12 protein-coding genes and 1 riboswitch are annotated in these 17521 nt (G+C 42.9%); all 12 genes read left to right on the top strand.

The genetic code is table 11. The annotated features are described in order from the left end of the window. Window positions 1-8: 8 nt before the first annotated feature. A complete protein-coding gene (locus tag I2I33_RS00640; RefSeq protein ID WP_087419744.1) occupies window positions 9-1958 on the top strand; it encodes a RagB/SusD family nutrient uptake outer membrane protein in 1950 nt (649 codons plus the stop codon). 51 nt (window positions 1959-2009) lie between these two features. Then, a complete protein-coding gene (locus I2I33_RS00635; protein WP_140402512.1) occupies window positions 2010-3383 on the top strand; it encodes a DUF4959 domain-containing protein in 1374 nt (457 codons plus the stop codon). 6 nt (window positions 3384-3389) lie between these two features. After that, window positions 3390-4964 (top strand): DUF4998 domain-containing protein, encoded by a 1575-nt coding sequence (locus I2I33_RS00630; protein WP_087419037.1) that lies wholly within the window; start codon window positions 3390-3392, stop codon window positions 4962-4964. 3 nt (window positions 4965-4967) lie between these two features. Next, entirely contained in the window at window positions 4968-7319 is a 2352-nt protein-coding gene (locus I2I33_RS00625; RefSeq protein WP_087419036.1) for a thioredoxin fold domain-containing protein, read from the top strand. A gap of 173 nt (window positions 7320-7492) precedes the next feature. After that, window positions 7493-8560 carry a hypothetical protein gene (locus I2I33_RS00620; RefSeq protein ID WP_140402511.1) on the top strand — a complete coding sequence of 356 codons (1068 nt, stop codon included), beginning with the start codon at window positions 7493-7495 and terminating at the stop codon, window positions 8558-8560. Window positions 8561-8583: 23 nt separating this feature from the next. Next, a complete protein-coding gene (locus I2I33_RS00615; RefSeq protein WP_140402510.1) occupies window positions 8584-9204 on the top strand; it encodes a hypothetical protein in 621 nt (206 codons plus the stop codon). Between the two features lie 66 nt (window positions 9205-9270). Then, complete coding sequence (locus I2I33_RS00610; RefSeq protein ID WP_140402509.1) at window positions 9271-11547, top strand: hypothetical protein; 2277 nt, start codon at window positions 9271-9273, stop codon at window positions 11545-11547. A gap of 68 nt (window positions 11548-11615) precedes the next feature. Further along, on the top strand, window positions 11616-14450 hold the full coding sequence (locus I2I33_RS00605) for a M16 family metallopeptidase (protein WP_087419032.1): 2835 nt from the start codon (window positions 11616-11618) through the stop codon (window positions 14448-14450). 241 nt (window positions 14451-14691) lie between these two features. Beyond that, complete coding sequence (locus tag I2I33_RS00600; protein ID WP_087419031.1) at window positions 14692-15138, top strand: hypothetical protein; 447 nt, start codon at window positions 14692-14694, stop codon at window positions 15136-15138. A gap of 129 nt (window positions 15139-15267) precedes the next feature. Next, on the top strand, window positions 15268-15783 hold the full coding sequence (locus I2I33_RS00595) for a YceD family protein (protein ID WP_229782343.1): 516 nt from the start codon (window positions 15268-15270) through the stop codon (window positions 15781-15783). Window positions 15784-15799: 16 nt separating this feature from the next. Further along, a complete protein-coding gene (rpmF, locus tag I2I33_RS00590) occupies window positions 15800-15985 on the top strand; it encodes a 50S ribosomal protein L32 (RefSeq protein ID WP_027201828.1) in 186 nt (61 codons plus the stop codon). A 110-nt stretch (window positions 15986-16095) separates the two neighbouring features. Then, window positions 16096-17097 carry a beta-ketoacyl-ACP synthase III gene (locus tag I2I33_RS00585; RefSeq protein ID WP_087419029.1) on the top strand — a complete coding sequence of 334 codons (1002 nt, stop codon included), beginning with the start codon at window positions 16096-16098 and terminating at the stop codon, window positions 17095-17097. Between the two features lie 139 nt (window positions 17098-17236). Next, window positions 17237-17438: riboswitch (cobalamin riboswitch) on the top strand. Window positions 17439-17521: the final 83 nt, after the last annotated feature.

Below are 17521 nucleotides of genomic sequence, written 5' to 3'. Positions count from 1 at the left end.
TTATGCGTATGAAATTTAAGAATATATTAGTTATTGTTTGCTCAATCTTTTTGGGAACAGGGTGTAATGAGTTTCTTGACTTGGTACCCGAAGACGATATTCTAACCATTCCCAAGATTTTTGAAACGAGAACAGGGGCTGCTCGCTGGAAAAATGATGCCAGTGCCGGTTTTAAAACTTATGCTGTCGATTTGAATTGGAATCCGGCGTTAGCGGGAGCGGATGAATATACAGCCGGAGATTATGCCCGGAAAGGACAGGGGTATATTTCAACTTTGTATATCGCAGATGGGTTACAAACAGCGCTATCGCCCATTAATGATATTTGGACGTATAATGGAGTTTATTACTATATTCGCTATTGTAATACCTTCTTGCAGTATATTGGAGATGTTTATAATTTACGTCCCGGAGAGTTGGAACGTTGGACTGCCGAAGTGAAGGCATTGAAAGCTTTTTATTACTTTGAACTCGTAAAACGTTACGGTCCGATCGTGTTAGTTCCGCAGAATATTGATGTTTACGCTCCCATGGAAGAACAGAGACAGCCGAGAAGTTCGGTTGATAGCTGTTTTAAAGCAATTACCGATCTTTTGGATGAGGCGATTCCATATCTACAAGTGTTTGCGGAGAAAGATGCCGATCAGCGAGATTTTTTCTCTAAAGAGGGTGCCATGGGATTGAAAGCAAGGGTATTACTTTATGCAGCCTCACCACTTTTTAATGGAGGGTTATCGCAATACCGGAATTTTACCAATAAGAATGGAGAAAAGCTTTTTCCCGAAGAAGATAAAAAGAAGTGGAGGGTTGCTGCTGAATATACAGAAGAGGTTATTGAGTATTTGGAAAATAATGGCTATAAACTTATTTCCGGAAATGAGGATAAATCTACTGCTTTACTAAATACAATGCGGGATTTGGAATGCTCCGTGTGGGCTCCTAATTGGGCTAATTCGACGGAGGCAGTTATGATGGTCGCAGGATACAATAACCTGTATCAACATTTGTTACCTAAATTGGGTTCAAGTACTTCTGATATTCATTATAATTCTGTTGTAAAAGGTACATTAGGTACGAGTATCCGGATGGTGAATAAATTCTATACAGCTAATGGACTACCGATTGAGGAGGATAAGACGTGGACTTATGGTGATGGTTATACTATGGCGCAGGAACGTGATCCGGCTTATACGAAAGTCGTTCCTTTGGGTACTGACGTGCTTGCTTTGCATTTGAAACGAGAACCTCGTTTTTATGCTACTATTGCCGCTCCCGGATTGTATTGGCAACGAGGTGTGTATGATTCATACAATATGATTGTAGATTCCTACCGGGGAGGTGCTTTCGGCTTAAAACAGGATCGTATTAATGGTGATTACGAACAAAATATTACCGGATATTATATAAAGAAAGGAACACGGAGTGAATTTAATACGAGTAGTTATAGCAATGATATTATGAGTTTTGCTGCTAATGTGCATGTGGTAATACGATTGGCTGAACTTTATTTGATAGCAGCAGAGGCTTGGAACGAGTATGAAGGACCGAATGGGGCACATCGGACACAAATTTTTGATCGTTTGAATGCAATTCGTGAACGTGCCGGGCTTCCTACTATTCAAGATAGTTGGGGCAGATATGGCATCAATCCGAATAAATTCAATGAGCAGGTTGGTCTGAGAGATATTGTTCGTCGAGAACGTACGATCGAGTTAATGTTCGAGGGGCATCGTTTTTGGGATGTACGTCGTTGGGGTACGGCAATTGACGAAGGTTGGAATGACAAACCGCAAGCGTGGGTTGTTACTGCTCAGACATGGCAAGGGTTCTATAATAACTTTCAAGGGCCTGTTACTGTGTGGGATAAGGCTGCATTTAATCCATCTCGGGATTACTTGTTCCCCATAAAGAGTGAGGAAGCAATGATTTCCGGTATAGTGCAGAATCCCGGATGGTAGATGAATTTTAAATTTTAGATTTTAAATTTAAGTTACCTAAAAAAGAAAAAGATGAGAAATACAATATTATTAATACTATTGATGTCCGTATTGTTCGCTTGTTCTGATGATGATAATGGTGGTTTTGATGTAGAAATAAACGAAGATATGTTTTCTTTTACACCAACGGAGGGGGGAGCCATTATGCGCTATAATTTAGCGGATCGGCGAGTGAATAAGGTAAGCGTGGAATATACGGACGAATTTGGAGAATCTGTGTATAAGATTGCGGATTATTCCGTGGATACCTTGTTGTTGGATGGGTTCAATCAAGCATGTACTGAAGTTCCGGTAAAAGTGGCGTTCTTAGATAAGAATGAGAATGCATCCAAGGCTTTACATTTTACTTTTGATACACGTCCTTCTTCGTTGTATACTTTTTTTGATGAAGTGGCTGTTAATCCCTATTGGAATGGATTTCAGTTGGTGTTTAACCTAGAAGGACGGGCGGAAGGTTCTGCCTCGGTTTATTTCGTGGGGACTAATCCCACGACGAAAGAGAGAGATACTCTTTTCTTGGAGAATTTCCTTCTGGAAGCAGGACCTAACGTAAAGGCTTTCTCCATGACGGATTCACAGATTCAGGATTCCTACACGGTCGTGGTCACCACGGAGGACAATCGTCAACGGATTGTACGGAAACAGGTGTGGAACGATGTGGTAGGAGCGAAAAGGGTACTTATACCGAATGCGAACTTTGAACTTTTGGATCCCTTCCATAAAATTATTACGGAACCTTATTCTACGGCAGATTGGAGACGACCGGGAGCATTAGGTGCGGAATATCTGTTTGACGGAGATGTGAAGGGGACCCGGGCTGCAGAATATTTTAAAGCAGGTAATGCCACTCCTCCTTTCACGTTTTTGGCCGGTCCGAATGCCCTGAATCGGGAAGGTAACGAATGTTATTTTGTGTTGGACATTAAGGAACCGGCTATTGTCGGAGAGTTACGATTCTATATGCGAATCAAGGATGGATATGCAGTAAATGCCCAATTTGATAATGATTATTTTACAAAATTGCCTTGTAATATTCAAGTGTACGCGTGGACTGGAGAGGGAGATTATGATCCAGTAACGAATTCAGGTACCAACGATGATTGGGAACATATTGGCAGCTTTGAGCAGGATCCGAATGCTACGTTAATAGATCGTTGGTATATAAATCCGACAAATAATCAAGTAGATGAAGTAAAAACTATTGCGCAGCTGAATGCTGTGGGACCTTATTATGTGTCTATAGCTTTACCTTTCGAGGATAAAGAGTATCGCTTCTTTAAACTTGAATTTCGTGAAACGTATGTAGATTTATATTCTCCGAGTTATAATCATAACAATAATAATAACGTGACTTTCCATGAATTGGAAGTTTACGGACAAAAATAATAATGTATGAGAGGACTATTTTTGAAATATACACTGATACTCGCTTTGCTTGCCGGATTAGTCGCAAGTTGTAGTGAGAGTCTTGAAGATACTTACTCGGACTATACAGGTGATGGTCCCGAACAGTACTTGACAAAAATTTATGATCTTCAAGGAAAGCCCCGATGGATGTCGGTAGAGTTGACTTGGAATCTGAAATTAGATCCGGGGCGGACTGCCATTCTAGTAGAATGGACGGATGACGAGAAGACGGACTCCGTCATTATTGATCGGAATAGCACGAGTTATCTCGTGGAAGGATTGAAAAATTATGAATATGAGTTAGGTGTTTATGCTATAGAGCAAACGGCAAACGGTGAAATTACTAAACGTTCGATAGGTGATCCTGTGTATATACGTCCATACACCTACGCTTCTGATGAGTTGATTCTTTTTAGTCGAGTGGTGAAAAAGCAATTCAATGTTGCAGATAAACAATTGTTTGTGACGTTTGAGGAATGGACAGATAATTTGATTTCATTTAAAATTGGTTATTATGAAAAGAATAATCCTACCGAACAGTTTTGGGAAGCGACTCCGGAAGATAGGATCGATAATTATCCGAATGGGTTACCTTACGCTTTAATCGGTACTGATGTCGATTTCAGCCAGGGAGTTAAAGTGTATAGAACTGGAAAGATTGCAGTTGTGGGAGATATGTTGTTGGAGATGGAGCCCATTGATCTTTATTTTGAACTTCCTTCTTTTGAGAGTGATTTTGCCGTGGAGGTCAGGAGTAAATTAGATTTGTTGGGTGAAATCAAAAAATCAGATATTACCGACGTAGAGGTGTTGGATATTGATTACAATCAGGTTTCTTTGGTTGACGTACTTCATTTTCCGAACTTGAAAGAACTTCATTTGGGGCGGAATCGAATCCTTGCAGACGGTACGGAATTAACGTATCGTTCAACTTTAACCGAACAAGTTGTTTCCGAAGCAGCTTTACGGGTGGCTAAAGAAAACGGAGTGGAAATTTATCACTATGGGAATCATTATTTTAACGTAGTACCGGATTTCTTTACGGGAAAAAATATGGTGGCAGTAGAACCGGCTCTTACATTTTTGGAAACCAGTAGTTGGACTATCTCTGTAACTCCGAGAGATCTGATGGAGTATAATTCAGGCTTGAAAAATTTATTGACCGATGACGCTAGTTATTGGTTACCACAATCCAGTGCTGCGGTTCGGGAACATGTTATTGAGATCGATTTTGGAAAAGAAGAGAGTATTTCCGGATTTAAGATTGCACAGGCCAATATTGCTTCTGCAATTCAATGTCCGGAACAGGTTAAAATTGAAATGCAAATTTCTTCCGGTCAATGGATTGCTGTTGCTTTCCAAGAAAATACAATGCTCGGAACAGGTAAAGGTGAAACGACGGTTGTCTATTTGGATAAGAATAAAATATCCAAAAGGTGTTCAAAGATTCGACTGAGAGTATCGGATCTCTTTTTCGAGAAAGGATATGATTCGTCTTGGAATTATATTGATTTTTATAATATAGCATTGGGTTCATTTATGGTTATCAAAGGGGAATAACAAATGAAGAGATGTATGTTATTAAATGCCTTGCTTTGGGTTTTAGGTGTAAGTGCCTTTGCCCAAACGCAAGGCATTGCGTTTGAAACCTCCCGGTTGTGGAAGAAGGTCGTGGAAAAGGCTCGGGGGGAGGGTAAGTTGATCTTTGTGGATTGTTATGCCGATTGGTGCGGTCCGTGTAAGCAACTGGCTTCGCAGGTGTTCACGCAAAAAGGCGTGGGTGAGTTTTTTAACCGCCATTTTGTTAATGTGCAGTTTAATGTAGAGAAAGATGCCGATGGTAAGGCGAATGTCGCAAAATGGGGAGTGGCTTCCTTACCGACATTGGTGTTTATTGATCCGAAGACGGAACAGGTTATTGGAAAGCTTGTCGGGGCGGGCGATGCTACTTGGCTCGTGGAGGGAGCAAAAGCCGTATTGGATCCTGCTAAACGATTAGATGCTTTGGCAGCCCGGTATAATGCGGGGGAGCGGGAGCCGGCATTTCTTTTGGAGTTTATTAAGGCGTTAGGTCTTGCGGGAATGAAGGCCGAGGTGCAGCAAGTGGTGAAAGAGTGGCTTGACGGGTTATCACTCGATCAATTGGCGACACCGCAGATGTGGCCGATCATCATGCAATTTGAAAATGATCCGTTGTCGAAAACATTACTGATGGTACGGGATCATCTTGATCGTTTTTACGCTATTCCTTTGGAGAACCAGCAGGCGATGGTAGATGCCACGTTGATGGGGGCGATGGTGCAAACGGCAATGGAGTTTTCCACGAATCCTAATCTTGGCATTTATGAACAGGAGCGGTTTAATGCTTTTGTCGATTATCTGGATCAGGCAAAAGAGGGGCCAGGAAAAACGATGGCTGCCGTATGGCTGAACACGTCACAACTTGCCCGACAAGGGGATTGGAAACGGATGTTAGAGGCGATGCGGGAGGTGGAGAGAGAAAATATTTTCCCACCTCAGTTGTATGGGCCGTATTTCTCGTTTTTCATGCAGGCTCTGACGCAGATGAAAGAACAAAAGGCGGCTGTTGAGGCCGGTTTGAAGTGGTTGGACGAGTTGATTATGAAAGCTACAGGAGAGGATATTGTTTCCTACCAGACACGTGCCATGATGAATGCGGAAAAGGCTGCCCTGTGGCAGGCTTTGGGGAAATCTGCCGAAATGAAGAAGGCGCAGAAGGAGATGGAGAAGTATGTTAATTTGTTGAAAGAGGGTACTGCGGCGAATGTGCCGAACCCGACAGCGCAGAGTCAGGTGCAGACCCCTGCTTCGTTGGGTAAAGAGGTCGTGTTAAGCTACGAGTTTCGCCAGGGGACGCCCGTGGTGAAGGTAGTGATTAACGGGCATACTTATTATTTCTTGTTTGATACTTGCGCGGGAATTACTTGCGTGTCAGACAAGCTGGTAAATACGGAGAAATTGGTCTACCGGCAAACCGGACAATCCATGCAGGGTATGGATGGACAGGTTGTCATGGCGGAGATTCCCGAGTTGTCGCTGGGGGAACTTATGGTGAAGGATAAGCAAGCGGCAGTGATGAGCGAGCATAACCCGATTTTTGTGCATCTTGGAGTGGACGGAACGATCGGGGCGAATATCATCAATGACTATGTGGTGACGATCGACTCGAGAAACAAGACAATCACGTTCGCGGGACGGGCGGATGCTTCTATCACACGATGGAATAAACTGGAACTTTGGAATCATGTCCCGTTGCTTTCCATCAAGGTGCAAGGAAAAGGCGAAATTCACGATGTACCGGCATTGTTTGACACGGGTAACGGAACGGGAGCCATCGGATTGCCCTCGGTGGAGGGATTCGAGCAATGGACGCAAGCGGGGATTATCGGTGACGTGGAGGAAGGAGTTGGTTTTATCGGTACAATGGTGGGCGGCATGGTGAAAACGGATAAACTTTACCGGGGACTAATGACCGGACTTCATCTGGGTGATGCTGTTTTCGAAAAAATGCCGATCATTACCGGAGGTGTCGGATATCTGTTGCTTTGTTTCAGAACGACGGATTTAGGGGTATTTACCTTGGATTATCCTAACGGACGATATCACTTTGAACCTTATGCGGATGCAAGCGTGTGGGAAGGCGACAGCCGCCCCGTGATGACGGGAGCAGAAAATGGGGTATTGAAAATCGCTGCCGTGTGGGGAAAAGAGGCACGTAAGAAACTGGCTCCGCAATGGACGGTGATCGCCTTAGACGGTAAGCCGTTGGAAAACGTGACATTGGAAACTCCCAATATCGATGAACTGATCCGCCAGCATGGGGCTAAAATCGTGACGGTGCGGGATACGGAGGGGAAGGAACATGTACTACCTGTAAGGATATTCTTGTCATGACAGATAATGTGCTATATTAAAATATATTGATAAGCATCTGGAATATAGTTGTTTGGTTATGTGGCTATCTGACGATAATCGTTAATTAACCATATTCAGTATCTACTACATCGATCATGTTAGAGTATATTATAACTAATTCTGATGTGTTATTTATATATATAACATATATTATGAATAAAATAATATTTTTTTTAATTACAATAATGATGTTTACCGGGTGTTATGATTCGGAAAATATATGGGATGAAAAAGAAAACGTAGGTTATATTGATTATTCAACACTACCGGTAAATAAGCTTTCTTCGGAAGATAAAATCTTGTTGAAAAATATTGATTTTCAACGAGGGAAATATGTTTGTGCCTTAAGTAAGGAAGGGATTCTTGCGAAAGGTGTTAGTGAAAAGAGATATCAGTTTTTTTTAGAATATCTTGAAAATCAAAATGCAATATTAGCTGAATATATAAAAGATGGAGCTACAGTTACATTCGGCAATAAATCCTTTGGTCCCAAAGGAGAATTTATAGAAGAAGTGTTGCCTGAATTTGGAAAATCTGCAAATTTATTAAGTAGGAGCGTGGGTGACTTTCAAGCGGCTCAAGGTATAATAGTACCTGGTTCTAGTAATAATATTATTTCTTTTAAAGCCTTTTATCGTATTAGTATAAGTGGAATAGGTAAAGAGATGTCACATTGGACTGTGTTCTTGATTGAACCTTATAAAGGATTACGTAGAATCTTATCAGGAACAAGTTCTCTCCCTACAACCACTTATGTACAAACAGCATCATCAGACACTTTTGTTGATTGGGATTGGCAAGGTGAATGTGTAGATATAGTTAGGTCAAATCCAACGTTAACTGTTAATTCAAATATTAGAGGAGTGGAATTAACATTTAATACAAGTAAAGATTGGAATTATAACGTAACATTTACCCCTGTTCTGCCTAATTATATTATTGTGAAGTTTAATAAGAATCTATTATGGATGGAGGCGAAGGATCAAAATCCTGAAGGTATTAATTGGATGTATTATGCAGAGATCTATGATAACTACTCTGGAATTCTATGGCATGGGACTGAAATCCAATATGGTCATCCGATTAATAATTTTCCTGTTCCTGGGGATCGGGAGATTACTATATATTTATCCTATGCAAGGTATGATTCGGTACTTGGAAAGTATGTGGCTGATCGATTTATTGCACAACAAGAATTTTATGTACCTAGAGAATGGTAAAATACGATTTAATATTTAAGGTGATGAAAATAGTATTTCAAAAATGGCTGTGTGTAATGCTGTTAGTGGCGAGTATGTCCGCTTGTGCTTTGCAACAGAGAAAACCGATAATGAAGGAACGACCTGGAGTCGTGAGACAAATGGTGGAGAATCGTGATTTTAAGGTGGATTTTTCAGCCACACCTGGAGGCGGTGGCTGGTCATTTCTTGGTGCGGAAATCCCATTTTATATGCATATATCTGGTGATATACTTCATTCTTTCATGAGTTATGATATTTGGACACGACCGGGTTTGGAATACGTGTATGCCAGACCTTATAAACATGGCGAACCTTTTCCGTCCAAGTATATTATTTCAGATTACGAGGTTACAATTGGGACTAAAGATTCGATTATCATAAGATTTACTTTCCGGATGTCATTGAATATGAATGGAGATGATATCATTGTTCCCCGTACGTCTTGGTATTCCGAGTTCGAGGATCGTGTTGATTATGAGGTGGAACAAGTTCCCGTGTGTTGTAAAATGGTTGTTGTTCGTAATGGGGATGTAGTTGTTTATTTTGCCAGAGAGAAAGACCGGAAAACATTTGTGGTCTATAGAGGGCATTTTGTTTTTAATCGGACAAAAGAAGCGTCATGATGAAAATGGAGATCGTTGATGTCGTCTGTATTTGTACTATTTATCTGTCTTTTATATGTTTTTGTGATGAAGATATTAGTTTTAATAACGTTTTACACGTGCTGTTTCGTTAGTACGGTGTATGGGGGAGGATTTGCCCAGTTGATTATCGGGAGCGATACCTTGAGGATGTATCCTTGCCCGGTTGAACAGGATAGTGTTCTGGAATGGCAAGTACAGAAGCGTTTGGTTGAAGACACTTCTTCTGTCGAGTATTGGAAGGATTATGTTAGTTTGTGGCGGTTGGAAGAAGGAATGCTTTTCTTGGAGAAAATTGAAAAAGACAACCAGGCTGTGGACATTTCCGGTATTTTCGATGTTTATCGTGAAAACGGACGCATTGTTGCCCGATGGTTTAGTGGCGAGCTTCTTGCGGTTGGGGGTGAAGGTTTTTATCCTTATCGAATTTACACGACCTCAATATTGTGTGGTCCTAAGCCTCCGAGATTTGAAACGGAAATCACATATACGTTTCGAAATGGGGAGATGACGGATCGGAAAGAGGTGCGTAACCGTTTGCGGGAGCAAGGAAATCAGATGTGTCATTACACGATGGGAATGTTGTTGAATATTAAGGAAATGATGCGGGATAGAGGGGCGGATTTTGATGTCTATGTTTATCCTAAGTCCGACGGGAGGGTGGATCGGGTAGAGGTCATGTGTGGGAAAGAGAAATTGGCACTAGATGATCCTGCTATTCGTGAAGCCTATGCGTGTGCCGAATTGATAGGTGACTGGCGTGTGGTGACCTTGGATGGTGAAATTCAGAGGGTGTTGGTGGATCCTGTGGCAAGGAAATACAGGTTGGAGATGGACACGTATTTGTCGAGAGCTTATCCGGATGTGTTGGAGATGGATGGTATGCTTTATCGAATGGATGCTTTCCCCTTGCATTACGATTCAGAGGTGTTTTCTCGTGTACGTCCTTATCTGAAAGGGGCTTTCACGACGGAATGTCCTTGTGGGTATCATGTCCGCTGGAAGATTGCCGAAGAAAAATTGTGGTTGACAGAGGTTCGTAATGCTTATACTGGGGAATTGATACCTCTTTCGGTGGTTGCGCCCGGTAATGAAGGAGAGGCGGTGGAGGCATCATGGTATACTGGGGTTTTCAAGATGGGGATGGGCGGCTCGTTGGATTCTTTGTGGTATGACATTGAAGGGCGTGAAATGGTGAGTGGTGATCCTGTCAGGAAATATATTGATCGTGAAGAAATCGTGTGCGAGGTGGAGCAAGGTTACGTAGTCCGTCAGGAGATTCGAAATAATTTCACACGCCGGGGAGATACGGTGGCTTATCGTCGTTTTGTGGAAACACTACGTGCGCACGATTGGGATCGTTATCCGGAGTTGAAAGATCGCAATTTGTATTGTTCTTTTACGGTTTACCCGCGTATGGATGGTCGTGCAGATCGGATTGGGTGTATCCGGCTTGTTACGACTTGTGACTTGGATCGAAAACGCGGTGACGAACGGGAAGACGTGAAAACAGCTCGTCCGTGGATGGAGTTCATTCGTCATGCAGCGGAATCCATCCCTTTTTGGGATGTGCGTTACTTTAGGGGAAAGGTGGAATCACAGGAGGTTTGTCTTGATATAAGGAAAACAACATTTGACTTTAATCGAGAAAGAATGTATGTTTATCGGGAGGATCGGGGATATGAGACGGAAAAGTTTATTGTAGTGGAACAGGATGATAGGAACGTTCGGATTTTTCCTAAAAATTATTATTCGATAAGGGATTCGTTGAACAAGAGTATGTTTGGGTGGGTGGATTTGTTGGCTGTTCCCTTTGATGAAGGTGAAGAGACGATTCGGGAGAATCATCCGTGGAACCGGTGGGAAAAGGAGATGGAGAAGCGGGTTTTCGGAGGTGGTATGAATCGTATCGCAAAAGCGGTAGCGGATTCTTTATCAACTGACATAATGATAGATGTCAATATCTATTTTGATCGAGAGGGACGACTGATCGTGTCTTCGATGGAAATGTCCAGGCCTTTGTTTGAAGTCTTGCCGCATGCCTTGTGGGAACGGATGTTTTACGAGAGCATGGGTGGGGATTATGGCCGGAAGATTCTTGAAAAGGTGATGAACTCCATCTCCCTGCAGGGTTTGAATGATGAATATCTTGGATCGTTGAGAAAAATAGAAAAGAAAGCGCTGGAGTACGGGGAGAATATAGCATCCGGGGATACGGTGGCTCAGCGTGAGTTGCAGGATGCTTTTATGTTTGTAAGGAAAAGTCGACCGAAAGCAAATTATGGTCGGGTGTGTATTTCTAAGCGTTATTATGGGAAAGAGTAATACGATGATAATTGATGTGCGAGGTAACGTGTTTGACAGAGGATAAAATAAATTTTAAATCATATATTATGAGAACAATATTACGACAAATTATCTTGGGGATATTCTTGTTGGTGGCGGTAAGTAGTGTTGCTTCTGCCCAACAATTGAATATGGGGGATATACTCCCTCAAGATACAAATGTGAGGGTTGGAAAACTTGATAATGGGATGGGGTATTATTTGAGGCATAATGCCAAGTCGACGGGATTGGCGGATTTCTACATTGTGTATGATGTGGGATCAGTTCAAGAAGAGGATTCACAAAATGGATTAGCGCATTTCTTGGAACACATGATGTTTAACGGGACAAAGCATTTTCCGGATGATAGTATGATCCGGTGGCTGGAGAGTATCGGGATGCAGTTCGGGACGAACTTGAATGCCGCCACGGGGATGGAAATGACGTATTACCAGTTGACGCAAGTCCCGCTTAAGCGGGAAAGTATCGTGGACTCGATGTTGTTGATCTTACACGACTGGTCTGGGTATTTGGCTTTGGAAGATAAGAAGATTGACAAGGAACGGGGGGTGATTATAGAGGAGTTACGGCAACGGAATAATGCCCAATTCCGGGTGGGTAATAAGGCGGCTATTTCCGTTTTTGGAGATACTCGTTATGCACACCGGAATATGCTCGGTACGGAAGAGTTCCTGCGTACGTTTGATTCTCAGATGCTTCGAGATTTTTACAAGTGCTGGTATCGTCCGGATTTACAGGCCGTGGTAATTGTCGGTGATTTCGACGTGAACGAGATGGAGGCGAAGTTGAAGAAAGTAATGGCGGATATTCCTGTCGCTCAGAATCCGAAAGCAAAGGAGGTGATTCGGATTCCGGATAACGTGGTTCCTGTTGTGACGGTGATCACAGATCCGGAACAACAGACGTGTAATGCAAATTTTTATATCAGGCGAGCGGCTGTTCCAAAGGAATTGAATAACCGGGTCGGGGCGACTTACATGAACATAATGATCAATATTGCCGCAGCCATGATGAACACTCGTTTTGGGGAGCTGGCGCAACAGGAGGGATGTCCGTTCGCATCTGCCCATTTGCAGAATGTTCCGCTGACGAATACTTGTGATGCGTTGGAATTGCAGGTCGTGGCACGCGGAGATGCTATTGCGGAGGCTTTCACCTCAGCGTATGGAGAGTTGGAACGAGTGCGACGTTTCGGGTTCACGGAGGAGGAATTGGAGCAGGTTCGCACGGGAATCTTGAGAGGAGGAAAGTATGCGTACGAGACTGCTGGGGACCGGGAAACCGGGATGCTAGTGTGGGAGTGTATCAATCATTACGTGAAGAATACGCCCTTGATGTCTCCGCGACACAAGTGGGCGGTTACGCAATTGATGTTGATGAAACAGGTGACATTGCAGGAGGTTAACGAGTTGGTACAGCAGCTAATCTCGCTTGCTAATAACGTGTTGGTTATTTCCGCCCCGGAAAAGGCGAAGAGGGTTTTACCCGAAACGGAGATTCTGGAAAATTTCTTCTCGTGGGTTCGAACGGTTGAGATGGAACCTTACCAGACTGAAAAAATTGATCGACCCCTCTTGTCTGAAGAGGTTATTTCTGGTCGTGTTATAAAAACCAAGAAAGGGAAATATGGTTCGACCGTGTGGATGTTGAAGAATGGTATCCGAGTTGTAGTGTTACCAACCACGGATACTCCGTATCAGATCGTCATGAGCGGTCAGGCGAGTGGGGGACTTTCCATGATTCCCACGGAGGATTATTATTCGGTTTCGATGCTCGCACAGGTGGTGAGTGCTTCGGGAGTAGGGGATTTCACTGCAGAGCAGTTACGAAAGGTGTTGGGTAGCAAGGTTGTTAACATACAACCTACGATTAATCGTTTTTCGACAGATATAAACGGAAGTGCCGCGAAAGGAGACGTGGAGACCATGTTACAATTGACGTATCTGTATTTTACACGTCCTAATTTTGATCGGGGGCGTTTGGATATGATAATCGAGGCGAACCGGAAAAATTTGGAAAATTCAGTAAACTCTCCGGATTTTGTCATGACACAAATGGTGAATAAGATCACGTATGGTGACCAACAGCGAACACGAATTCCTGATGAACAGATCTTGGCAGATATTGATTGTGGTAAAATTAGCTCTTGGTATCGTAATTTGTTTACTGATGCGGCAGGTAATTATACTTTTTATTTTGTCGGGGATATTGACATGGAAACTTTCAAGCCTCTGGTGGAAAAATATATTGGAGGACTTCCTGCCGGGAAGCAACAATTGGGATGGAAGGATGACGGGGTGAGGGTGTTGCCCGGAGTGAAAGAGGAAAGGCAAGAAATACGTATGGAAACTGCCAGAAGTATGGTTAGTATTGGTTACTCGGGCGGGATGGACTACACGCAACAGAATATGATGACGATGGGAATGCTTTCCGCTTGTCTTCAATCACGCTATAATCAAATTATTCGAGAGGAAAAAGGTGGAAGTTACGGGGTTTCCGTGAATGGAACTCTCTCCAGACAACCGATCGGTACGTATGATCTGAAGGTAACTTTCCAGACGAACCCGGACATGGTGGAAGAGCTGGTTCGGGTGGTAAAAGACGAGCTTTTTCAGATTGCCGACAAAGGGCCTGATCCTGAAGATTTAAACAAGCATCTGGAATATTGGCGAAAGATGGAAACTCAAAATGCAAGGAATGTTCAGACTCGTTTGATTTTATTACAGACGTATTACACGTGGGGTGAGGATTGGGATGTTGATTACAATAAATTGTTGAATTCGATCACAGTGGAAAAAGTGCAGGAGCTTGCCCGGAAAATCATGGCTGATGGGAATTTGAAGGAGGTGGTGGTAAATCCGACGACGATGGTTACTCGATGAATGGGCTATGGGTGTACTAGACCATGAACATAGTTTTAACATAGCATCTACACGGCATGAATACTCGTTGGTGTTCATGCCGTGTTAGAAAAGGCATGATGCCGGGTGGTTGGTGTTGAGGAAGGATAGCCTGACATGGGGCCTTGTGGCTCCCTGTTGTTTATTAGAAATAGATTTCTAACCTTTGTAGAGTATATTTTCCTAACTGCTGATTCACATGAATCATTAATTATTCAAAATTATGAAAACGATCTATTTATTTATCTGTATTGTGGTACTCTTGATGAGTTCTTGTGCGACTTCGAAAAAGAGTGTCCGGAAGGGGGAAGCAAACGTCCGGTACGAGCTTTTGGATGCGAGAACTTTTAAGATCACGAAATTTGCTCGTGACAAGACCTATGGGTACACGGAGGATAATCCAATCAAGGTAGGTGGGGGGATGGAAGGCCCTCTGAATGAACAACGCTTTTTGAACGCATTGGCAGGTCCTAACGGAGAGAAGGTTTCGTATAAACGTCAAGGGAGTTGCTGCCCGTTCAAGACCCCAAACGCAGTTTTCGGTGATAGTGGAATGTTGGATATGTACGAGATTAGCATCGAGGGGATGTCCCAAAAAATTATTCTTTATCTGAATATGTACGATTCAGAAACTTTGCAAGTGCCGGTAGGGTTCACATTGCGGAAATAGAAGCTTCAAAAGGCGAACACGATTAAGTGGGAGAGAGATACAAGATTTTGTTTCCAAGAAAAAAACGGGTATGAATGTACTGGGTATTATATTTTTTTGTACATTTGTCCCCGTTTTACGTCAAGAGTAGTGGACAGATTGAAAGAATATAAGATAGCCCACAGAGGCTTAGGGGAAGGCGTTCACACTTTCGAGTTTGTCATGGATGGCAGTTTTTTTGATTGTTTTGACGCGACAAAAGGAACGAAAGGAAAAGTAAACGCGAGAGTAAATATCGTGAAATCATCCCTGCTGATGGAGGTTCGGATGACGATCGAAGGGACGGTAGAAGCAATTTGCGATCGCTGTCTGGAGGAAATGGAGTTACCAATTAGCGGAGAATTGAACTTGTACGCGAAGTACGGGGAGAGAGAGGAAGGAAATGATGATGATTTTATTATCTTGGCTCAAGATGATGATTATCTGGATTTGAGTGAACCGCTATATGAGGTGTATATGCTAAATTACCCGCTTCGCGTGGTTCACCCGGAGGGAGAATGTAACGAGGAAATGGAGCATGTACTGGAAGAGTTGACAATGGAAGAAGAGAATGATAAGATTGATCCCCGCTGGGATGAATTGAGGAAATTAATTAATAATAACTAAATAAAACTAGAGAGAAATGGCACATCCTAAACACCGAATCTCTAAACAGAGAAGGAATAAAAGAAGAACTCACGATAAGGCAACGGTTCCTGCAATAGCAAAGTGTTCAAATTGTGGTGCTGCAGTTCAGTATCATACTGTATGCCCGGAATGTGGGTATTACAGGGGTAAATTGGCTATTGAGAAAGCAGTTGTTGCATAATTTTGATGCAATGATAAAGATTGCCTTAGATAATACAGCCCCCTGTACTAGGGGGCTATGATTGTATATAGGTGTCTGATTCTATTATTCAATTTGAAAATTTTTATTTTATGGAAAGGCCAAGAGCGGTAATCACAGGGGTAGGAGCGTATTATCCCGACTATATTCTAACTAACGAGGAGTTGAGCCGGATGGTAGATACCACAGACGAATGGATCATGACTCGAATCGGTATAAAAGAGAGACGTATTTTGCGGGATGCCGGTAAAGGCAGTGCTTACCTCGGGGCCAGAGCGGTGGAGGACTTGTTTCGTAAAACAGGTTTGAAACCGGAAGAAGTTGATTTATTGATTTGCTGTACGGTTACGGCCGACATGCATTTCCCTGCTAACGGGAACGTGATTTCCGATATGGTGGGAATAAAGAATGCTTTTAGTTTTGATCTTAATGCCGGATGTTCCGGTTTCCTATATGGCTTGATCACGGCGACGCAGTACGTGGAGAGCGGGCGTTATAAAAAAGTGATTGTCGTGGGAGCTGAAAAGATGTCCGCGATTACGGATTACACGGATCGGGCAACTTGTCCTATTTTCGGAGACGCGGCTGCCGCCGTGTTGCTGGAGCCGACAACTGAAGATTTGGGGGTAATTGACCACATATTGCGTTCGGATGGAATGGGACGTGTTCACCTACACATGAAAGCAGGTGGCTCTTTGAAACCGCCAACCATTGATACGGTTTTAGCCCGGGAACATTATATTTACCAGGAAGGACAGCCCGTGTTTAAACATGCTGTATCGAACATGGCAGACGTGTCGGTGGAAGTGATGGAACGCAATAACTTGTCCTCGGAGGACGTGGCTTGGCTGGTACCTCATCAGGCAAACCTGCGTATTATCAAGGCTACCGGGGAACGAATGGGGTTACCCAAAGAGAAGGTCATGGTTAATATCCAAAAATACGGTAACACGACCTCGGCAACAATCCCGTTGTGTCTGTATGAATGGGAGGACCAACTGAAGAAGGGGGATAATTTGATCCTTGCTGCTTTTGGTGCCGGATTTACATGGGGTGCCATTTATTTGAAATGGGGATATACTCATAAGGGTTAGATTGTATCGATAATACGATATACGAGGCTGTTCGGTTATTTCCCGGACAGCTTTTTTTGATTTCAGAAGATGGGTGTAAGATATTTTAGCTGATTATTAGAAAATAATTGTTTTTTTCATTAAGAAATAAATTATTTTATATATTTGCGTCGATTTTGGTGAGTCCCATGCTATCTGCATGGGATGTAAGGGAATCCGGTGAGAGTCCGGAACAATACCCGTTGCTGTAATCTCTTTCCCGTTACACGGGAAATGCTTAGTCTCCTCATGCCACTGGTTCGTCCGGGAAGGCGACATAAGCGGAGAAAGTCAGAAAACCTGCCTAAATTAGATGTTTTTATTGTTCTCGGGAATAAGGATGATAAAAAGGAAAAAATAATAGCTATTGTTTTTATTAACAGTAACATTTATGAAGCCACGGATG

The organism is Butyricimonas sp. BSD2780061689_150309_C8 (assembly GCF_015560935.1).
GTDB classification, from domain to species: domain Bacteria; phylum Bacteroidota; class Bacteroidia; order Bacteroidales; family Marinifilaceae; genus Butyricimonas; species Butyricimonas paravirosa.
The sequence above is the reverse complement of the archived record's forward strand: the minus strand, read 5'-3'. Positions and strand labels throughout refer to the sequence as shown.